The sequence below is a fragment of the Variovorax sp. 38R genome (assembly GCF_014843395.1).
Lineage (GTDB): Bacteria > Pseudomonadota > Gammaproteobacteria > Burkholderiales > Burkholderiaceae_C > Variovorax > Variovorax paradoxus_H.
Genome location: NZ_CP062121.1, coordinates 5,373,140 through 5,392,952 on the forward strand (window position 1 = coordinate 5,373,140; position 19,813 = coordinate 5,392,952).

General features: G+C 60.3%; 17 protein-coding genes and 1 pseudogene. 4 read left to right on the forward strand and 14 right to left on the reverse strand.

What is annotated here, in order from left to right:
• Positions 1-3 precede the first annotated feature (3 nt).
• The 3 genes and pseudogenes from IG196_RS32395 to IG196_RS24930 all read right to left on the reverse strand — a co-directional run.
• Positions 4-144 (reverse strand): annotated as a pseudogene (locus tag IG196_RS32395) (ESPR domain-containing protein); the annotation flags it as partial.
• Positions 145-460: 316 nt separating this feature from the next.
• The gene (locus IG196_RS24925) at positions 461-829 is read right to left on the reverse strand and encodes a hypothetical protein (RefSeq protein ID WP_192193456.1); all 369 of its coding nucleotides are present in this window, start codon (positions 827-829) and stop codon (positions 461-463) included.
• A 1,144-nt stretch (positions 830-1,973) separates the two neighbouring features.
• A complete protein-coding gene (locus IG196_RS24930) occupies positions 1,974-2,918 on the reverse strand; it encodes a LysR family transcriptional regulator (RefSeq protein WP_192193457.1) in 945 nt (314 codons plus the stop codon).
• Positions 2,919-3,609: 691 nt separating this feature from the next.
• Between IG196_RS24930 and IG196_RS24935 the strand changes: the two genes are divergently transcribed.
• The 3 genes from IG196_RS24935 (at position 3,610) to IG196_RS24945 (ending at position 7,349) form a co-directional block, all read left to right on the forward strand.
• On the forward strand, positions 3,610-3,804 hold the full coding sequence (locus IG196_RS24935; RefSeq protein ID WP_192193458.1) for a hypothetical protein: 195 nt from the start codon (positions 3,610-3,612) through the stop codon (positions 3,802-3,804).
• 983 nt (positions 3,805-4,787) lie between these two features.
• Positions 4,788-5,720, forward strand: coding sequence for an IS5 family transposase (locus tag IG196_RS24940; protein WP_192192124.1), 933 nt, complete (start codon positions 4,788-4,790; stop codon positions 5,718-5,720).
• 396 nt (positions 5,721-6,116) lie between these two features.
• The gene (locus IG196_RS24945; RefSeq protein ID WP_192193459.1) at positions 6,117-7,349 is read left to right on the forward strand and encodes a hypothetical protein; all 1,233 of its coding nucleotides are present in this window, start codon (positions 6,117-6,119) and stop codon (positions 7,347-7,349) included.
• A 78-nt stretch (positions 7,350-7,427) separates the two neighbouring features.
• Here the strand turns inward: IG196_RS24945 and IG196_RS24950 are convergent, their stop codons facing one another.
• A complete protein-coding gene (locus tag IG196_RS24950) occupies positions 7,428-7,778 on the reverse strand; it encodes an H-NS histone family protein (protein WP_192193460.1) in 351 nt (116 codons plus the stop codon).
• 179 nt (positions 7,779-7,957) lie between these two features.
• On the opposite strand from IG196_RS24950, the gene IG196_RS24955 reads away from it, so the two are divergent.
• Positions 7,958-8,494, forward strand: a complete 537-nt coding sequence (locus tag IG196_RS24955; RefSeq protein ID WP_192193461.1) for a hypothetical protein — start codon at positions 7,958-7,960, stop codon at positions 8,492-8,494.
• 129 nt (positions 8,495-8,623) lie between these two features.
• Here IG196_RS24955 and IG196_RS24960 read toward each other — a convergent pair whose 3' ends face one another.
• The 10 genes from IG196_RS24960 to IG196_RS25005 form a co-directional block, all read right to left on the reverse strand.
• Complete coding sequence (locus IG196_RS24960; protein WP_192193462.1) at positions 8,624-9,676, reverse strand: hypothetical protein; 1,053 nt, start codon at positions 9,674-9,676, stop codon at positions 8,624-8,626.
• Positions 9,677-9,829: 153 nt separating this feature from the next.
• Positions 9,830-10,906 carry a hypothetical protein gene (locus IG196_RS24965; RefSeq protein WP_192193463.1) on the reverse strand — a complete coding sequence of 359 codons (1,077 nt, stop codon included), beginning with the start codon at positions 10,904-10,906 and terminating at the stop codon, positions 9,830-9,832.
• Between the two features lie 422 nt (positions 10,907-11,328).
• Positions 11,329-12,981 (reverse strand): DUF927 domain-containing protein, encoded by a 1,653-nt coding sequence (locus IG196_RS24970; RefSeq protein ID WP_192193464.1) that lies wholly within the window; start codon positions 12,979-12,981, stop codon positions 11,329-11,331.
• Positions 12,978-13,190 carry an excisionase family DNA-binding protein gene (locus tag IG196_RS24975; protein ID WP_192193465.1) on the reverse strand — a complete coding sequence of 71 codons (213 nt, stop codon included), beginning with the start codon at positions 13,188-13,190 and terminating at the stop codon, positions 12,978-12,980. The genes IG196_RS24970 and IG196_RS24975 overlap by 4 nt, the downstream gene beginning before the upstream one ends.
• Before the next feature lie 230 nt (positions 13,191-13,420).
• Positions 13,421-14,371 (reverse strand): hypothetical protein, encoded by a 951-nt coding sequence (locus tag IG196_RS24980; protein ID WP_192193466.1) that lies wholly within the window; start codon positions 14,369-14,371, stop codon positions 13,421-13,423.
• 284 nt (positions 14,372-14,655) lie between these two features.
• Entirely contained in the window at positions 14,656-15,081 is a 426-nt protein-coding gene (locus tag IG196_RS24985; protein ID WP_192193467.1) for a hypothetical protein, read from the reverse strand.
• Positions 15,082-15,373: 292 nt separating this feature from the next.
• Positions 15,374-16,168 carry a CoxG family protein gene (locus tag IG196_RS24990; protein ID WP_192193468.1) on the reverse strand — a complete coding sequence of 265 codons (795 nt, stop codon included), beginning with the start codon at positions 16,166-16,168 and terminating at the stop codon, positions 15,374-15,376.
• Positions 16,158-16,637, reverse strand: coding sequence for a (2Fe-2S)-binding protein (locus IG196_RS24995; RefSeq protein WP_192193469.1), 480 nt, complete (start codon positions 16,635-16,637; stop codon positions 16,158-16,160). Before IG196_RS24995 ends, IG196_RS24990 begins: the two co-directional genes overlap by 11 nt.
• The gene (locus IG196_RS25000) at positions 16,634-17,521 is read right to left on the reverse strand and encodes an FAD binding domain-containing protein (RefSeq protein WP_192193470.1); all 888 of its coding nucleotides are present in this window, start codon (positions 17,519-17,521) and stop codon (positions 16,634-16,636) included. The genes IG196_RS24995 and IG196_RS25000 overlap by 4 nt, the downstream gene beginning before the upstream one ends.
• Entirely contained in the window at positions 17,514-19,811 is a 2,298-nt protein-coding gene (locus IG196_RS25005) for a xanthine dehydrogenase family protein molybdopterin-binding subunit (protein ID WP_192193471.1), read from the reverse strand. Before IG196_RS25005 ends, IG196_RS25000 begins: the two co-directional genes overlap by 8 nt.
• Positions 19,812-19,813 lie beyond the last annotated feature (2 nt).

Consider the following 19,813-nt stretch of genomic DNA (forward strand, 5'->3'; position numbering starts at 1 on the left):
CACAAGCAGCGAGGGCAGCCTCGCCGTGCGACTGGATTTCGCCTTGCCACGCGTGACTTCGGACGTGGCAACCCACGTACCCGACACGTCACTCCAGATGCTCTTATGTATTTTGTTCAACTCTTGCTCCCTGAAAGTGCACACTAAATAGATATGTCTTCATAACTATCTATCCGTGCTGACTTTCGCACCACTTTGGTGTCTATCGAAGGGAGGAATGCTCACCTTTAGCGCCCACGCCAAGGTGAATCGTTCACTAGTTCACACTAATTCACCGAAGTTTTATGATCATTTGTTAACAGACCGAATGGGCGCTCCTTCGCATAGCGCGTCTTCAAAGAGAAGCGACGATGACGACGCGAACCGCGCCGACTGCTCGCAATGTTGGAGCTTCGTTGAAGAGGAGTCTTCACGGGCCGTGGTAAAGGCGAGCCGGAAGACCGGGATGACCGACGCGCCTTCACAACGAAGTGGGCGATCCTTGCTTCTTTCGCTGATCGACGATGTGCTGCAGGGCGGCCTCAAGCGTTGGCCAACTTGCAAAGAGATAGATCTTCTCTCCTCGATCAAAGCGGCCTCCGAACTCCGCCAGCACGGAAGAATGCCCCGACACGCTGCCCAGCAGTGCGGGTTTCATGCGGCCGTAGGTTGAAGCGAATTCGCCTACGCTGCAGCCGAGCTGCGTCGCAAGGGACTGCACCCTGTCGGTACCGCTTGGACGAGCTAACAACATTGGGTAATAACTTACACGCACTTGTGAATCCACTCCACCGTGCACTTGTGATCGCTCGGTTTCAGTGTGACTTTTTCCGCCTTCCTCCAATTGCATGAGAAACAGCCAGCCGAGAAATTCACGGAATTCCTCGATGAGGCACAGGCGTCAATAAGGCACGCCTCTTCCCCATGCCGAAGCGATCCACACGCCGCTCAAGCCCATGTAGTCCATCTCCCAGCCTCCCTTGAGTCTTCCAGCGTCCACGAAGGAGGCCAGGAATTCCCTACACGAAGCCAACGAAGAGTTTTCAGCAAATCAAGTCTCAGTTCGGTCGAACGTTCCATCGAGGAGATCGAGGTGCCTGTGCAGGTCGGCTAGCCACCATCGCGGGAGTCACTTACCCCCACGTTCGAGCGGAGTTCGACGGGCGAGCGATTGCCGTGCCGTACGACCCCCTCGAGCTCCAAGTCGAGAAATCGGCCCAGTCAAGACGAATCAGCCCTCCGACTCTTTCGTAGGGCTCAGCGCGCCGGCAACCCGCCCTCTCCGCCCCAGGCCCATTGGGTCTTGATCTGGCCACTGCGCCGCTGTCGCACAGCGCTACTCGTAGCCCCCCTGGGATGCCCCGCTAGGAAAGCCGCCACGATAGATGCCGTGGCCCGCGTAGACGCGAGAACCTGGCTCATCTCAACTTCTAACGGCACTATCTGGCCGCTAGCCCCACAAACTCGACGAAATTCAACCAGGACCTCCCCCGCAAGCTCCTTGTCCGCGCGGGGCTTTCCATTGGCGTCCATAACCCACCGGTCGACCCGACCTGCAGGCAAGGTACGAAACACACCGATGACTTCCAAACGTCGATGTATCGTTCCATCGAGGGGGATCGGCAAGACGAAGTCGTACGCAAACACTTCCGCCTTCAGCGAAGAGATAACGGCCATATCCATGCAATCCCAAGCACCTTGCTCAATGTGAAAGAACCAAGCGAAAAGTATCGGCTTGGAATCACGAGGATCTACTGCATCAGCAGAGAAGATCGGGCACAAAGGTTTCTAGAATGTGAGTTTTCCCCGCCGGCCCTGTGCTTTACGAAGCGCGTACAACTCGAAGGGCAGCCCACGGGCTTACAACACCAATGCTGCCGCGCAAGTGGCGGCAGCCTCCCTCTTTGGCCCGCTTCGGCGGGTTCTTTTTTCCCGCCCGTCCACAACATGATGGGCATCTTCTACCGAGGCGGCCAAGAGCTGACGCCTCACAGTCACGGATGCTGCTTCGCATAGCGGAACAGAAAGCCCTTGAAGTCGAGCGCTGCCTTGCTCATTTCTTCGTCCTTGGGGCTTAACACCCCCAGCGGCTGAAAAGGAGGCATGTCGACCACATCAAGCACCGCCAACTGACCAAGCTCGACCAGTTGGCGAAAGACGCTATACGGCGCAAGACCTACCACCCGCTCACTGCGAAGTTGTGCCATCGCGATGGAAGGCGACAAAGTAGTGACGTTTCGATATTGAGGGTTGATGCCGTGATGATTCATGAGCGTGTCAAACACCGTACGAGCCGGGATCGGAGAGGGCATTTGCAGCCACACCTCATCGCACAGGTCTACGAAGCCCAATGATGGCTTGGCCACCAGCGGGTGCTGCGGACCAGTCACCACCACAAGCCGATCCTGCATCAGCTCGACGAACTCCCATCCTTCGGGTTGCACAGCGGGCTCACGGCACAGCAGCATGTCAATTTCCTGCCTCAGAATCAGTGAGGCGATTCCCGTCATGACAGCCTCCTGCACTTCGACGCTCACGTCAGGCCTCGCGCCAATGAAAGGCGGCAATGCCCGTACCAGCAGGCCATTCAGCGCAGCCACAATGCCACCGACGCGCACAATGCTGCTTTCGCTTGTGCGCCGAAATGTCACGAAGTCGGCTCCTCGCTCCAGCGAGGCCAGTGCACGCCGCACGAAAGGCAGCAGCTCCTGCGCGATGTCCGTCATCTGCATGCCGCGTGCATGGCGAAGGAATAGCGCGCACTCGAGAAGCTGCTCGAGATCTGCGATAAGGCTCGTGACCGCGGGTTGAGATGCGCCGATGGACTCCCCCGCTCGTTTGGCACTACCTAGCTCGGCAACGGCAACAAAGGCCTGCAAGTGGCGAACGCGCCCCCCAGACACAAGACGCCCATAGAGGACTGCTGCTGATGGCGTCATGGTTGAAAGTCCCTATCAACAAAGAAGGCGCCGTACACACCGCACGAAAAAGATGTGGAAAACCGTACAACTACCAGTGAAGCTGATTCAGCGTCACCTGCATCGACCTCCGAATTAGAGGCTACACCATGCGCGGCACCACCACCACTGCCGGCAGCACATCTACATCGCGCAGATGACCAGATACATAGCGAGCCCCCGGCCTCCGTGCCTCGTCCAATCGCCGATTCGCCAAGTCGAGAACGGAGATGAAGACCTTCGCATCAATCTTCGTTAAACGTAGCTGCAGCGTCCGAGATCGACAACCCCAGTGGGCAAGCGATTCCAAGCCATGCCCGCTCTCTTTAGTTGTTGGTCGTCCGGTAGCAGGCTCGGGCCATCCCCCAAAGGGTTTCCGTACGCCCCCCGCCGCAGCGCCCCAGCACCAACCCACGATAAGTGGGCATTTGCGAAGGTTCTGACCCAGCGAAGAGGTCGCCATCGGTTGCGGAAGAAACCCGACGGATATGAAGTGAAAAGGTGAGCACGCAGGCAGGACCGAAGCCGTCACAATATGGAAATGTCGCCCTATGCTTCTGCAAGCCAATCTCAAGCCTTTCAGCCGTGCAAAGCCACAACCTCCAGGCTTGCAGAGGTGCTTTCAGCCAGTGGGTACACGGACATCTGCGTTCTCCAAGACCAGATGTGTGCAGTGAAGCAGTTCAACTACACCACCGCTGTGGTCGTCGGCCTCGACGATGTCGGGTATCAGCGCAGATATTGCTACGAGCATCGAGCTGATGCTCAAGCTGCGCTCGTCGCCTGGGACGGACGCGGCCATCCATCAGGGCCGTGGATCAAGTGCAAGGGCGCTGGCATCGATCTCTTGAATCCTGATTTCCGCTGAGCACTACCGCAGTTCCCCAATCGCACATGAGGCCTCCGCTTGCGCGGCCTCAGTCGTCCTCTCTAGCTTCGGGCACACTGACAATCAATGCACGCTGAATGTGCACGCGCGACGCGCGACACTGACGTAGTGGTCGGGATACGCCAAAGCGGATAGTGCGACCATGCATGGTTGGTCAAGGAGTGGAACACCAACCGCTGTGACGCGCGCACTGGCACCTTGCCCGCCTGCCAGTTGCTACTAAGTCGCACGCTTACTGGCTCTCCGAATGACAACGCTCACAGCAGCCCACGCGTGCTCCTCTCCCTGGTACTGACGAGGCACCACATCAGCAGTCGCATCGATCAACAACCGAGCGGCGTAGATTCCCCTTCTGCTCTTTGGCGCCCAGCCCCACGTTTTGAGCTGCTTGCGCCAAGGGAGACCAAACTTGCGCTCCAATCTTTGGCTTGCGGATTCCGCTCCTCTCTGCGTTGCCATCGCATCCGTATAAAAGGCAAAGACGCCACACAGCAAGTTGGATCTCTCCACGCCACGTAGCAGGGACTCACAGATTCTGGTCAAGTCTTTGGTCACCAACGCTCCATTTGGGTGCCAAACACGATTCTTGATTTCGATGATCACTCGCGGCGTCCCTCGCGCATTGCCCAGAACAAATGTCATATCGGCCTGCATGCCGAAGCGAGTGCGCTTTAACACCTTTTTGCGTTGCGCCGGCGTCCTCGAGCGAGCGAGCAACCGACCCTTCCATCACCAATCTCCGCTTTGTTCGCGGAAATTCGCAGGCGAGCGCTTGGGCGACTCGAACCGTCAGGTGGTACTCCGGTGCCGTATGAAGCCACGCATCCGACATGTCCTCCCACTCTTCGAATGCCGCCTTGATTCCACCCCGAACTAGGTCGGGCACCTTTATGACGTTGAGCGGCGTTGTTGCATAACCCTGCCGGAGTGGCCTCCGATCGTGGTTAGGCTAGGCTAGACAGATGAGCAAGCCACCGCGGGCGAAGTACCGCACGACGAACTGGAGTGAGTACAACGCGGCGCTCAAGCGCAGGGGATCATTGATGGTTTGGCTCGATGCCGACCTTCAATGGCAGGCTCCTGCCAGTGGTCGCTCAGGCCGGCCCGCTGTGTTCAGCGATGCTGCGATCCAGTTCTGCCTGACCTTGAAGTGCATGTTTGGGCTGGGCCTGCGCCAGGCGACGGGCCTGGCCGAGAGCCTGATCAAGTTGGCCCACTTGGACTGGGCCGTGCCCGACTACAGCACCTTGTCGCGGCGTCAGAAGACATTGAGTGTGGCCATTGCCACGCGCCGCAGCAGCGCGGGCCTACACCTGCTGATCGACAGCACCGGCGTGAAGATGCTGGGCGAAGGCGAATGGAAGACGAAGAAGCACGGTGCCGACTACCGCCGGCAGTGGCGCAAGGTGCACCTGGGCATTGATGCACAGACGCTGGAGATCCGCGCCATCGAGATCACGGACAACGCCATTGGCGATGCGCCGATGCTGCCGGAGTTGCTGGCGCAGATTCCTGCGGACGAACAACTGCATTCGGTGAGCGCCGATGGTGCCTATGACACCAAAGCGTGCCACGAGGCAATCGCCAGTCGGCAGGCTGCGGCGATCATCCCCACACGCAAGAACGCCAAGCCTTGGGCGGATGGCAAAGCTGGGGCGCAGGCAAGAAACGAAATCCTGAGGGCGACACGCAAGCTTGGTCGTTCAATCTGGAAGAAGTGGAGCGGCTATCACCGCCGCAGCCTGGTGGAGACCAAGATGGGGTGCTTCAAGAGACTGGGCGAGCGCGTGATGGCACGGGACTTCCAGAGGCAGGTGACCGAGCTACAGGTACGGGCATCGATCCTCAACAGGTTCACCAGTCTGGGAACGCCTGAGACTGTGCGCGTGGCATAGCTGCGTCTTGGGTAAGGGGAGGCTCGCCCTGAATTCGGGTTATGCAACAGCGCCACGTTGAGCCCTTTGCTCATGATGGCGATCCCCCTCGGTATTGTTGTAGTCGTGAAAAAACCGCAACTGATAGATGCGTCCGAACGGCGCATCAGCAGGCGATAAACAGGAATTTACGAAGGCCACGATAACGGCATTGGCCGCGCGCCGCCGGTATTGCTTGACGCACAAAGGCTACGCTAGACTACGCGCCGGGTGCCAACCTTACTTGCGCGCGAGTAGAAAAAGGCCGCTTTCCACCGCTTCGTTCAACGCAGATCTTCTTCCGACGCTTGTCGTCCTCGGGCACTTAAACGCGCGCACCGTTTCCGAGGCGACGTGTCGACAACGAAGGAGTTTCGAATGACGTTGAAAGAACTAGCGTATGTTGCGCAGTCCCGTCTCCAAGCCCGCATAGGCTCGCCAATCAGGCGTGGGCATGTGCTCGAACTGTTTGCTGCAGCGGCGGGGTTCCGATCGTGGGCCGCCTTTGATGCGTCCGCGCTACTGGCAGACGCGGGGACTGATGGCCAGGGCCTGCAGGCTCACGCGCTGATAGTGGGCCGCGCGATTCAGCTCGAGTATCCGACAGCGGATGCGGAGCTTGTGGCGGCCGCGCTGATTGAGCTGATTGGCGAGCTACAGCTGTCGTTTGTCGAATGGCAAGCGCTTGTAGCCGCGGTGCATGCGTCTTCTCCACGCTCGCGAGAGAGCCTCGATGACGAGGATGAATTGGCGGACGAAGACCTGGAAGACGACGAATGGGAAACCGAGTCCCGCTCCAATCCGCGCCACCAACCGCAAAGTCAAACGCTTCCAACCCCGTCTCCCCTCCTCCTCGATAGCCTCGAGCGCGCGGCTCAGCTTCGCCCGAACGATCCTGTCGCGCACTATGCGCTGGCGGCGTTCTACCGCTGTGAACGTCCGAGCCCATATCTGTATGAAGAGTCGCTGAAAGGCCGAAAGCTCTCCTCGATCGAGCAGGGATGGGTCGAGGGCTACTTGCGCGCCGCGCCGCTGTACGAGAAGTACGCATGCCATCTCAAGGCTGCAGCGTCACTAGGCGATCGAATGGCCGCCCTGGAATACGCAGAGCTACTGGGCGGCAGGGCACTGTATGAAGTGGTCGACAAGATGGAAGGACCTGTGAGCGCGCAGCGCATGGCAGAGCTTGCGCCCGACGACACCCAGCGCTTGAAATGGCTCCGCGTCGCCGCGGCCGAGGGTGCACCCGACGCCCTGGCCGTGCTTGCACGGCGAGGCGATCCCACCGCATTGACGCAAATGGCCGCGCGTGGCGATGTGGACGCGATTCGGACGCTTGCCACCGAAGCGCTGGACTCGGACAACGCGATGGACGCTTGGCAATGGCAGAAGCTGGCGTTGCTGCATGGGTACGACCTCACTGTCTCGACCATGCGTGCGTACCACGATGGAGGGGAGCGAGACGGGCAGTTCTACGACAGCGACTTTGGCGGGGGACTGTACGCGGCCGGCGACGAAGGGCTTGAGCTACCCGACATCAGCAAGGCTCAGGCGACCGAGGCGGCAAAGCGAGCGCGAGTCATCTATCAATCGGCTGGGTTGCGACGCTAGCGGTTGAACTGCCGCATGCCCGCACGTTGATCAGCCTGAGCCGGATTGCCACTCGGGGATGCCCGAATGGCAGTCTTGCTACTTGACCAGCAGTTCGTCAGCGGACTTGCCCGCCTCAAGCGCGGCCTTGAACCAGGCGGGACGGGGGCCACGGCCACTCCAGACGTTGCCCTGGTCGTCCCTGAACTTCGGAGTTGCGGCGTCGGGAGTCTGCTTCTTGACTTTCTTGGTCTTTTTCTCTGCCTTCTTTGCGGCGGCTACGCGGCCCGCGCCTTTGCCAACGCCGAGGTCAGCGGCAGTGAAGCCATACACAGCGATGGCTTCCTTGATGCGGCTGAGCACACCGTCAGCCTCTTTCTTTCGCAGTTGCTCTGCTTCGCGCTGCAACTCTTCGATCTGCTTCTGTACCTGGAGGAAGGTTTTTGCCATAGGGCGGCCTTTAATTGAGAGAGGACGCGAGCTTAAACGCAAATGTCGTTAACTTTTTGTCAGCGCAGATCGATAGTTCAAGGCGAAAGTACAATCAATTTTCCAAGAAGTGAGATGGCGCGCAGCGCAATCCAGCGCTACTTGAAGCCCCGTTGGACACTTCAAAAAATACTCTCTCAATGGTCACGCTCATCGACACTCCAAGGTACAAACTTAGCATCGAGGGCTCCGGTTATCCGGCGCGCGAAGAGCTGCTGACCAGCGAAACCTCGCGCTCCTGGCAGTACGTGCCGCACGACCATGGCGCACTTGAGATAGTTGCAAACCGACTTGGCTTGGCGGCACGGGAGAGAGCCACGTTGACGTATGGCGCACTCGTCAAGAACGTCACCTTCTGCATTCCATCGATCAATGAAGGGCGACCATATCAACCCAATATGGACATGGATGGCAGCAACGTGGTTCGGCGACAGGATCTGGAAGTCGTGGACGAATTCCTCACGTACCTGAGCCTTCATTCCTATAAAGGTGCAGATCTCATTGCTTCCGCCCTGGTATCGGGGCCAGCCAACGGGAAGCCCAATGCGGAATTTCTTCGACTGGCCCGCAAGTTGCGCCGCTCGACGCCTCGATTGACATCAGACACTGAGCTCTGGACTAGCGAGCTTCAGCGCAGCTTCAACTACTTTACCAATCTAAGTAGCTGTACAGGCTGATTGGCCCCCTGGACCGTTCTGCTGCGAAGCGCGTGACCACGGAAGCACGTTCTCCGTGGTCACACACGATGTCGCCTAAGGCGCGCAATCAAAGAGCCCCACCGAGGATCTCGCCTCTAGACGGTGGGTTCAGCCTTGTCCAAGCACGCCCCAGAGCTCGGATCGGGCCAGCACTGAGCCTCGCCCCGAAACAACGTCAGCTGCTGTGCGAACAGCGGTTCGGCGGTCGACCCAATGGCCGGCATCATTGATGTCGACGCCTACGGCCTCTAGGATCGTGGCACGATGGCGGGTTCTCGCTCCGCTCGGGAGGTAGAACGCGTACGGGTCGCCGAGACTCCAAAGTTTGAAGCGAAGCTGCAGCGTCTCCGACAATCCTTTCACGGGCTCTGAGAACGGCACTTTCCGACCAACCGACGCGATCGAATCGAGAAGCTGTTGCGCAGCCTCTTGCATCTGCGCCTCAGTCAAGATCGCGCGATCGTCAGCACAATGATCACCCACCTCCAGGCGGCAAATGCTTCCGCCACCGATAACCAGTGAGAAGTGAAGTGATTTCTCCACGGCCTGAACAAGGTCTCGACACAGGGAGGCGTGCAGCCCGTCGGAGTTGAGCGGCAGCCCCTGCGGCAATTCGTATCCCAGCTGGGCATGATGGGGCAATCCCAGCGCGTTTCGTGCGGCATCCCAGAGGCCAGAACAGCCTTGGTCTCTCTGGCACGTGATCGCGAAGTGCCGCATGGAAGTGCTCAACGCCAACAATTCCGCGTCGGAGTTGCACCCGATGCGCAGGACGCATTCGAGCTTCAACAGATCTAGATGATCAAACTCCTCCACCGCCGAGCAGCCAGCACGGTCCAGGACTTCCTTTGAAAGTTCAAAGCACCCTCTACGCACATCGAGAATGCCAAATGCTCGTTGACCTGTCAGGTACATGGGCAGTGACGCCTCGATGATCAAGCTGCTTTCGCCCGGATCAGACCAGATCTCTGCTCGCACATCGGTGAATCGACTCTTGACAAAGTACCGGTCATAAACTCGAACGATGTTTGGGTTCGATGTCGCCATCTCAAGAAGAGGCGCATGCTTGATCGGCACACGCACCTTCACGACATCAATAAATGCACTGCTGAAGCCGGACTCTTGATGGAAGAAGATGTTGTTCTGTTTGGTTCTTGACATTTTTTATCCTTTCAAGCGAGATTTCTCGCGAGAATTTTTAGATGAATGGGGTAATTTGCTCACCGGCCGTTTTCCGTCGAAGCCGACTGACGGCCAATCTGGCTGACGGCAAGCGTCTCCGCTCGTACTTACAAGTAAATCTCAAATGGGCTTTCAATGGCCATGCTTCTCTTTGAAAGCGCTCTTGGGGAAGATGCCGGATTGCTTGAGCGCCTTAATGCCCTTCACCCACAGGCCCTCGGGCGCCCACCAAGCGGGAGGGCTTTCGAGCAAGCCCTTGATGACCTTGCGTTCATCCCGATCAGGGCACGCCTTGTAGGCCTCGACAGCAGGCTTCAGGCCGATCTCCCGGGACAGAGCCATAAAGTTGGCTTTGGTGAAGTCAGATACTTCGGACAAGCTTGAAAGGTCGGCCAGAAGGAAGCGTTCGAACCTCTTCTTGCTGCCGCCTTTCAGCGCATGAACGTTCACGCCTCCCATCTTCATGCCACGAATTTCAATGCGCACGATGGGCGGCCCCTTCTTCGCAGCGTTCAGCTGACGGATCAGGTTTTCCCTCAGCGGATCCGCAGCGCCATTCTTGATCAGCTCTTCGACAGCCTCGTGGGTCAGTTGGACGTCCTTTTTATAGACGGCTTCACGATACGGGCTGCTGACGCTACCGAAGTTGAAGGTTTCGGCCTGACTCTTGCAGAAGCGTTTGGAGAAGACGGTCAGCTCATGGACGCCCTTGTAGTGCACCAGTAATTGATCGAGGCGGCAGTTGACGATGTCGACGGCCATGTCCATGCGATTGATGTAGGCACGATGCAGTAGGCCGTCGTAATCGTCAGCGCGCAGGAGGTACCTCAAGAAGCGGTGCAGATACTCGGCATCGCCCACCTCCATCTTGCTGGGTGTGATGTCGATTCGGAGCGCACCTTTCTGAGTGCCATTTTTCGCTCCCAGCCCGATCTGAGCACGTGCTCCGCTCGGCATCTTGACGCGTAGATTGCTGCGGTAGCGGCCGCCATTTCCGTACCAAAGGGTGCACTTGTCCTTCTCTATCGCTTTGTGGATTCGCTCTTTCACGTCTTCGGGGATTGGCTGCACGACGCCAAAGCCCACGTTCCATGGGAGAACGAAAACAAGGCGATCAATGACCGGAGCTTTCACGGTGATCGGGGACGCAGCTTCGGACTGCTTGAGCCTGGTTCTGCTCTTTTCTTGCGGATTCTTCTTCGTCGGCATGAATTTCTTTCGTATTTGCTGACCGCAGGCGCGGCCCTATCCGGAGGGCGAGACGGTTACCTCACCCAGCATTTACAACTTGGTCTTTCTGAGTTACCCCGAGAGCTTATTTCGACTCACTGGTCGAGGAGCTACAGGAGTAATGGCCGATATGGATCGGTTGCGCGAGGCGCATGTTGCCGAGGGGCTGCAGGAGAGGATCGGATAGAGCAAGGGAGCAGGAGTACAGACATACACACCCATGTGCATACCCACCAGCATGTACTGGTGTTACCCCCTTATTAGTGCCCGCCCAGCCTCTCGTTTGCGGGCCCTCGGGGTAATACTCCCTCTTGCTGCGTTACCCCCTGCCCTCCTACCGTTACTGCGCGTGACCCCAGAAGTTACCGGTAACTTGGTAACCACCAAGCCGAAGAGGCTCGCTATTCGTCCGACAAGACGGTGGCGCTGACCGCGAGCATTCGCACCTTGGTGCCGTCGGGCATATGGATCATCAAGGTGTCCCGGCTTTCGCTCGTTTTCAGCAACTTTGCGCTCCTGAGGGCATGAAATACGTCTCGCCGGCCTACCGCCCGATCCCCTATCAGCTTGACCAGGACGTCGGGTTGGAACAGGTAGTACTCCTGACCCTTGTACGTCTTTCGAAAGCCCAGCCGCTTGTCTGTGGCCATAGCGTCGACCGAGAGTTCGGGAAACTTGCTGGGCTGGTCACGGATCAGTGACCTGAGATCGTCCAAGATCCTTTGGGCCTGAGGAGCTATACCAGAACGGCGTGCAGCCAGATGCTCTTGAATGACTTCGCGAAAGGACGTTTCAATCCTTGTCGTGCTCAGCGGAACGAGTTCGTTTTCAGCCGCGACCTTGAGACAGAACATCCAGAATGCGCACCCCTCGATCACCCGCCGAACGGCACCATCGACTGGGTCGCGTGCTTCGAGAAGTAGATCAACAAGCGCTTCCTTTTCACTCGACCACTGCTCCCGGATCTCCGACAAATTCTTCGCGATCACCTGCACCCATTCATCCCAAACGCAGCCGTAGACCCGGCTCGCGCCGCTTTTCAAATGATCGGCAAACTGCGCACCGTCCATGTCATCAGGCAACTCGTGAAAGGCACCGTAAGCTCCGCTCATCTCCAATTGCAGAACGCGCGAATCTAGCCCGCCGTCGTACTTCTTTCCGGCGAGCATTTCTGCGATCGTCCGTTCGTTCGACGCAATCACCAAACATTCCATTGCTCGGCCGGTCACGGCAACTTGCGATGGTTGACCGACGACTCGCGACGATCGATTGCCGATGTCAAACAGAAGTTCAACCCAGCCGTGCGGATCGCTCAGTTGCCGCAAGTCCTCGAGAAAAACCGGCTGACCGCCAAGTTCGCTCAATGCTTGTTGTAGGCCACGCAGGGATCCAGAAGCAGAATCCAATCCTGGCGGACGAATAATCGACTGGAGCGCGCTCTGCATGGCACTTTTTCCGATAGCCGAGCGACCTACGAAAACCAGGCTCAGGGGCCCAGCACCCAACGGGCCGGTCAGCAGGGCCGATAGCGCAGCCCCAAGCCCAACCACCAGATAGTGATTGCCTCGGAAGCATTTTGCGAACCCCTTCCACTCCTTCAGGGTTCCCTGCGCATCTGCAGGCACGCTGACCCGAGACTCCTGGATGAACCAATCCAGCTCTGGCTCGTCTCCCACCCAGTGCAACTCGTCGCGCCAGACAAAGGCTTCCGCATCCCGGTCTTCGAAGTGCACCCTCTGATAGGCGCTGGGGTCGAACACCATCACTTGACCTTCAGGCGCAGCTAGAAGTTGCTCGCACAACTCTCGACGATCTTTGATTCCTATATCTACCGGAATCGCATTGCGAAGGCAGAGGGTCACGATCTCATCGGACTGCCCCTTTGCCAGTTTTTCGGTGTCCATGAGGTGCCAGTTGCCAGCGATCAGAACGCCGATCTTTTGCAGCACCACGCCGCGCGTGGTCACTGCAAAACGAACGCTCTCTACCTGCTGGCGAAACTGTCCTGGTCCCGCCAGGGGTCGCGCAGACTCGTGCACTTTTTTCTTGCTCACAGTGCTGCCTCCTTCCGGGCACCGCAAGTCTTCTGCTTGGCGAGGAAGCTCTCGATTTCGGTGTCGCTGATGCGTACGCAGCGAGTACCAACGCGGATGGCGGTCAGATGACCGTCGTCGACCAGCTTCCGCGCCGTTCCGAGAGAAATGTTGAGGCGGGCGGCAAGCTGCCGAAGAGACGACATGGTCGTCAGTGGTTTCGAATTCATGAGTGATCTCCGATGGGTTTAAACAGATCTCAGCCGGAGCTGAGGCGTGTTGCGCAACGGGATCAATGATCGAAGGAAAGCTCACCTGCAGCTTGCAACCTGCAGGGCGAGTGGCAGCCTGCAAGAATGAAACTTGCAGGTTGCAAGGCGCTAGTTTCTCACCCTATTTGAAGGCGCACCCATTGACGAGGAAAGGCCCCCGACCTAGCGGCCAACAAGGCCCTGAGGAGTTAGCCTTCCTCAGCTTCGCTACTCGGCTTCGACTTGGGATACGCAATGGCGTAGCCACGTAGCGCATCCCTAAGGTAGTTCCGAACATTGCTGTCACTCATGCCAGCGAGATCGTGAGCTGTGGCTTTCTCTTCGGCGACGACGGCTTTGACTTCCTCTACGAGCGTGGTGAAGTTGAACGCGCCCTCGCGTAGGTAGCGCGGGCGCACCATCGTCTTCTCAGCGCGATGCAGAAGGACGAGAACCGCGCCAAGCACTTGAATAGCGCGTTCTTCCTTGCGGCTCGATTTCTCACTCGCGTTCGACTCTCGATCCACCGCGAAGGCGAAAGAGCCTGTCGCCGCGTTCAACGGCAGCGGCCGAACACCGCCTATCGGCTCTATCGGTGAGGTATCCATTTCTTGGCGGACGTCGGCGATGCCGTCCATCGGCTCAAGATGCCGTGCTCGCATCAACGCGTTCTTGGCATTTTTCGCAAGTGCCCATCCGGACTCCGACGCGAACTCGAGCGCGTTGCGCACGGTGACTCGTCGCGGCAGGGTGTTTGCACGCGGAATCCATTTGCTGATTCCGTATTCGGCCTCGAGCGCTTTCTCCCGCTTGCGGAACTCGATCTTCTTTCGTTCCTTGTTTTTCAGTAGCGCAATGACCCCCTTCTCGGGAGCCAGACCCATGGTCAGCAGCGCCGCCTGCTGTAGCGAAACGCTTGGCCGTCCAAGCCAATAAAACCATCGGGGGGCCTTCAGCCGTTGCGGCGGAAGCTTTCCGGACTTCTTGACGGTACTCGGCTTCTTCTTCGCTTTGGGTGTACGTTGCACTGCGAATGTGCTTTTTTTGCCAGTTGCCATGCGGCGGATTCTATTCAGGTCGGCAACCTCAATCTCGTCCAGGCGCGGGCAGCATTGCGCTACAGCCGTGTGGATGACCCAACCGACGATAACCACAGGCACGTAAACACCTGGTTATCGGCGGTTGGCTGTTGCGCCGGCAAGGCAGTACTGCAAGGCCCTGCCGCACCAGCTCAATCGAGCCAGCCGCATGCATCGACGTTTGTGGCCACCCAGTCTCGATCGCAAATTTGATTCTGCCGGCTCTCGATATCACTGGGACCGGAGGTTCGGTAGAGCCTTGGGTAGCCTCAAGAAAAAGGAACCACTGCAAAAGCTGGTCGAGAGTCGGCAAAGATTTGGCGATATCGATATGGGACGGCGAATCGAAGAGAAGAGAAAGAGGATCAGTCCTTCATACGATCGCCAGGAAGACCGGGCCATTCGAATATTTCGAAGCCGAGAGCCGCGGGCAGTGTCGAGCTGCCACAAGTGAGTTCGAGGGCCTCGCAGTCGTAGGTCTGCGCCAGTCGCAACAGCCGGCGCAGCGCGTGCCACCCCAGCACCTGAGTCGCCGCAATGTTGTCGGCCGTGACGTCAGCGCGCCAACTAAAGTCGTCGAGTTCGATTAGTCGAAGCCCGCAGTGATCGGGTTGGGGGGCACCGTCGTCGTCGAAGCTTTGGCACCCGGTATGAATCTGTCGAACGATCTCCCACGGCAGGTGGTGCGCGCTCACGCGCAGCGTCCGGGCGATGTAGCGATGTGCGTCCAGCCAGATTTCTGTCAATTTCCCTTGGGGCGCCGGCGTACGGCAGGCTGAATCGTTGTTCATTTTTGATTAGACGACGTGAGTGAAAGAGAGGAGAGCGGTCGAGGCCCATCGCACTGCGCGAGACCTTCTCGCCTAGCTTCTTGACCAGCCTCACCACCTCATGTGTTCACTCGCCCGTCAACGCTGCTTCTTCCTTGGCGTATCTGACGCCTGAGCGCATTGAGTCACTCGATGCACCCGAAGATCCAGAGAAAGCACAGCCCGTGTCGCATGCAATTCGTATCGCCCCGGAGTTCTCCCCCTATAGCGGGTACACCGCTCAGAGGCGAACCGACTTGGCTTCCTAGCTCCGTCACTCCGGTCGAGCTAGGTAGTCGCGCAGCCACAGGCTGCAATCGCTTGCACCCTGCACCGGCCAGAGCACCTTGACCACCGTGGCGCCGCGATGGATCTCGATGCAGATATCCGTCGACTCGCGCTTGTGAGAACGGCCGAACCAACGCGACCACCAGGTGTCGGGCTGCGCGGGAGCTTCGTGCTGCACGACGACCGGTGGTGTGCGCTGCGGCGTTTCGATCGGTGCCGCAACAGCCACCCGGGCAACCGGGGGCAAGGCGGGCGTCGCCATCGCAGCCTTGGCCGCGACCGGAGGCTTCGCCGGTGCCTGCGTGACCTTCACGCCGCTCGCCGCGACATCGCCCGTGCCCGTAATCCGCGCGACGAGCTTCTCGGTGAACTCGTCCCACATCCTGTCGGCCTTGGTCTTCATGGCGCTCAGCCCGAAGGTGCCCAGGCGGCCCAGCACGTCGACCTTCACGAGTATGCGCAACTCGGTCTGGCCATCGGGCTGCTCCGTGAGAAAGATCTCACTGGTCTGCTTGAGCGAGCTTGCGACCGAGGCGTCTTCACCCGTGCCTTCGGTTCGCAGGTAGTGCGGCGCGCGCTGCTCGACGATGGTGGTCTTGAGCTTGAACTTTGCGCTGATGAATGAGACCTTCACCTTGATCTCGGCGATGTACTCGACATCGCTGATGACCTGGATCGACTGCATGCCGGGCACGCAGCCGCCCATCACCTGGGGGTCGAGCAAGAGTTCCCACACGCGGCTCGCGGGGGCGGGAACGACAACGGTTTTTTCAATTTCCACGCATCTTCTCCGCGGCAACAAGAATGGATTCGACGATCTGTGTGTAGCCTGTGCAGCGACAGAGATTGCCGCTGAGGCCGTGCCGCACTTCGTCTTCGGAAGGCGACGGGTTGTGCGCGAGCATCGCGCACGAGGTCATGAGAAATCCCGGCGTGCAGTAGCCGCATTGCAGGCCACCGCACGCCATGAAACTCTCCTGCAGGGGATGCAGGTCTTCGCCTTCCGGCGACAGGCCTTCGACCGTCGTGATGCTGCGGCCGTCGGCCTGCACCGCAAGCATCAGGCAAGACTTCACGACCTCCCCGTCGAGATGAACCGAGCACGCACCGCAGATGCCGGTTTCACAACCGCGCTTAGTACCGGTCAGGTGCAGGTCGTCGCGTAGAAAATCGCTGAGCAACCGGCGGGACGGAACCTGCGCGGTGTGGACCTCGCCGTTAACGGTGACTTCGATTTCGTGTTGGCTCATGGGCGAACTCCTTGTTCTTCGTCGTGATGCAGCCCAAACAGTTCGAGCAGGGTTCGCCGGGCGACGACGCGCACCATGTCGCGCCGGTATTCGGCCTCACCGCGTGCGTCGGACACGGGTTCGATGTCGGCGGCGACGATGTCGGCGGCCTCGGCGATGCGGTCGGTCGTCGCCTCGCCTTGCGCGAGGAACGCCTCCGCCCTTCTGAGCCGCAACGGAATCGGCGTCGATGCGCCGACGGCGATGCGGATGTCTTGCCAGGTCGCGCCGCTGCGCCGCGCCGACGCGGCCACGCTCGCGAGCGGTCGATGCTCCGCCGCGGTGCGCAGGAAGCGCGAATACACGCCGGTTGTACCGGGCCGGGGCGGTGCGATGCGGATCTCTGACAGCAACTCATCCGGCGCGAGCGCCGTCGTGTAGTAGTCGACGAGGAACTCCTCGATGCCCATGACCCGGTCGCCCTGCGTGCCAGTGACAACCACTTGGGCGTCCAGCGCCATGAGGCAGCCAGGCGGGTCGGTCGCGGGATCGGCGTAGCAGAGATTGCCGCCGATGGTCCCCTGGTTGCGCACCTGCGGATTCGCCACGCGCGACGCCATGCTCGCCAGCATCGGGTAGTGCGCCTGCACGAGCGGCGAGCACGCCACGTCGGCATGCAGCGCCAGTGCGCCAATGCGCAGGCCGTTGGTTTCGTCGTACGCAATGCCCTTCAAGTCTTGCAGCGTGCCGAGCGACACGAGGTGCGTGGGCGTCAGCATGCGCTGGCGCATCGCGAGCATCAGCGCGGTGCCGCCCGCGATGATGCGGCATTCGTCGCCCAGGTCGGCCAGCATGTGGGTGGCCTCGGACACGGACACGGGCTGCAGGAAATCGAAATCACGCACCAGGGGCCTCCTTTCGTTCGCGCAAGGCGGCCAGTATTTTTTCGGGCGTGATCGGCAAGTCGACGATACGCACGCCGATGGCGTCGTACACCGCGTTCGCGATCGCGGGCGCCCCCGGAAGGATGGCCGTCTCGCTCGCGCCCTTGGCACCGTAGGGGCCATTCGGGTCGTTGGATTCGACGAAGCCGCCGCGCAGCATGGGCACCGAATCGGCCGTGGCCATCGTGTAGTCGGCGAAGTTGCCGTTGGCAATGCGGCCCGCCTCCAGGTGCAGTTGCTCGTACAGCGCCCAGCCGAAGGCCTGCACCGTCGCGCCGTTGGTCTGGCCGTGGATCGCCATCGGGTTGAGCGCCTTGCCGCAGTCGTCCGAGACAAAGCTGTCGACCACGGTGACCTGCCCCGTGTCGATGTCGACCTCCACCTCGACCGCCTGCGCCGCGAACGAATATGCCGGCGCAATGTTGCCGTAGACCTTGTCGTCGTGCATCGTGGTCTTTGCGTCCCACGTCGCGCTCACCTGGATGGCCTCACCGCCATGGCGCCACAGGTGCTGCCGCGCAAGATCGGCGATGGCAAGCCGGCGGTCGGGTGCCTCGCGCACGTGGACGGCGCCGTCGGTCAGATCGAGCCCTTCGGCCGGCACTTCCAGCAGTTCGGCGGCCAGCGCGAGGAGCTTCGCCTTCGCCTTGCGGGCCGCTTCGATGGCAGCATTGCCCGCGACGATGGTCACGCGGGATGCCAGCGTGCCGATGGCGAACGGTGCGACGTCGGTGTCGGGCGCCATCACGTGCACGTGCGAGAGCGGCACCGCGAGCTCGTGCGCGACGATCTGGCTGAGCATCGTCATCGCGCCCTGGCCCATGTCGCATTCACCGCTGTGGATGACGATGCGGCCGTCTTCGTTGATCTTCACGACCACGGTCGAGCCGTCCCAGTTGCCGATGGTGCGGTTGCCGCTCACGTGCATGGCCGCGGCCATGCCCACGCCGCGGCGTTTCGGGCTGCCCGGCGCCGCCGCTTTGCGCGGCTCGCCCCAGCGCAGCGCGCGCGTCGCCTGGTCGATGCACTCGACGAGGCCGGTGCTCGCGACCTTCCAGCCGTGCACCGACACCTCGCCGGCGCCGATGGCGTTCTTCTTGTGGACCTCGGCCGGATCGAGCCCGAGTTGCACCGCCATCGTGTGGATGTGGCTGTTGAGCGCGAACAGCATCTGCGTGCCGCCGAAGCCGCGGAAGGCCCCGTGCGGCGGCGTGTGGGTATAGACCATGGTGGCGTGCGAGCGCACGTTCTTCAGGCGGTGCATGTTGTCGCTGCGCATGGCGCTCACGTGCATCACCTCGGAGGCCAGGCCCGCATAGGCGCCGCAGTCCGCGACGATGCGCACGTCCTTCGCAACAATCAGGCCGTCACGCGTCATGCCGAGCTTGAGCGTGATGCGCTCGGGAACGCTCGTGGGGCAGGCCAGGAAATCTTCGAGCCGGTTGTTGACCAGGCGCACCGGCTTGCCGGTCTTCACCGCGAGCAGGCCGGCGACCAGCTGGTTCGCATCTTCGACGATCTTGCCGCCGAAGCCGCCGCCGGTGGTCGCCTGGATCACGCGGACGGTGGACACCGGCCGTTCCAGCGCCGCGGCTAGGCGTGCGCGGGCCAGGAAGGCGGATTGCGTCGAGGTCCATACGACCAGTCGCCCTTCCGCGTCGAGCATGGCGACCGAGCCCATCGGCTCCAGGTAGCCGGGATACTGCGCATGCGTCGTGTAGGTGGCTTCGTGGACCAGGTCGGCCTGCGCAAAGCCTTCGTCGACGCTGCCGCGCTCAAAGCGGATCTCGTGCGCGATGTTGTCCTTGCGGCCGTCGTGAATGTTCGGCGCCTCTTCGTCGATCGCCTCCTCTGGCAGCAGCACGGCGGGGAGTTCTTCGTACTCGATGCGGATCAGGTCGAGGGCGTCTCTGGCGATCTCTTCGGAGGTCGCAGCCACGGCGGCGACTTCTTCGCCGCAGAAGCGCACTACGCCTTCCGCAAGAATTCGCCGCTCCTTATGGCTCACGCCCCAGCGCGCGCGCGGGGCATCGGCGCCGGTCAGCACCGCCTTGACGCCAGCTAACGCCAGCGCCTCGGAGGTGTCCACCGAGACGATGCGCGCATGCGGGTACGGGCTGCGCAGCACCTTGCCGTGCAGCATGCCGGCGACCTTGATGTCGCCCGCGTACTGCGCCTTGCCGAGTACTTTGGCGCGCGCCGTGACCTGCGGCGTGTCGCGCCCCAGGGTCGATTGCGTCGTCATGGTCATGC

Excerpts from the sequence above, each read along its gene's own strand:
- IG196_RS24925 (WP_192193456.1), bottom strand. The coding sequence starts at position 829 with ATGCAATTGGAGGAAGGCGGAAAAAGTCACACTGAAACCGAGCGATCA.
- IG196_RS24930 (WP_192193457.1), bottom strand. The coding sequence starts at position 2,918 with ATGACGCCATCAGCAGCAGTCCTCTATGGGCGTCTTGTGTCTGGGGGG.
- IG196_RS24940 (WP_192192124.1), top strand. The coding sequence starts at position 4,788 with ATGAGCAAGCCACCGCGGGCGAAGTACCGCACGACGAACTGGAGTGAG.
- IG196_RS24945 (WP_192193459.1), top strand. The coding sequence starts at position 6,117 with ATGACGTTGAAAGAACTAGCGTATGTTGCGCAGTCCCGTCTCCAAGCC.
- IG196_RS24950 (WP_192193460.1), bottom strand. The coding sequence starts at position 7,778 with ATGGCAAAAACCTTCCTCCAGGTACAGAAGCAGATCGAAGAGTTGCAG.
- IG196_RS24955 (WP_192193461.1), top strand. The coding sequence starts at position 7,958 with ATGGTCACGCTCATCGACACTCCAAGGTACAAACTTAGCATCGAGGGC.
- IG196_RS24960 (WP_192193462.1), bottom strand. The coding sequence starts at position 9,676 with ATGTCAAGAACCAAACAGAACAACATCTTCTTCCATCAAGAGTCCGGC.
- IG196_RS24965 (WP_192193463.1), bottom strand. The coding sequence starts at position 10,906 with ATGCCGACGAAGAAGAATCCGCAAGAAAAGAGCAGAACCAGGCTCAAG.
- IG196_RS24975 (WP_192193465.1), bottom strand. The coding sequence starts at position 13,190 with ATGAATTCGAAACCACTGACGACCATGTCGTCTCTTCGGCAGCTTGCC.
- IG196_RS24985 (WP_192193467.1), bottom strand. The coding sequence starts at position 15,081 with ATGAACAACGATTCAGCCTGCCGTACGCCGGCGCCCCAAGGGAAATTG.
- IG196_RS24995 (WP_192193469.1), bottom strand. The coding sequence starts at position 16,637 with ATGAGCCAACACGAAATCGAAGTCACCGTTAACGGCGAGGTCCACACC.
- IG196_RS25005 (WP_192193471.1), bottom strand. The coding sequence starts at position 19,811 with ATGACCATGACGACGCAATCGACCCTGGGGCGCGACACGCCGCAGGTC.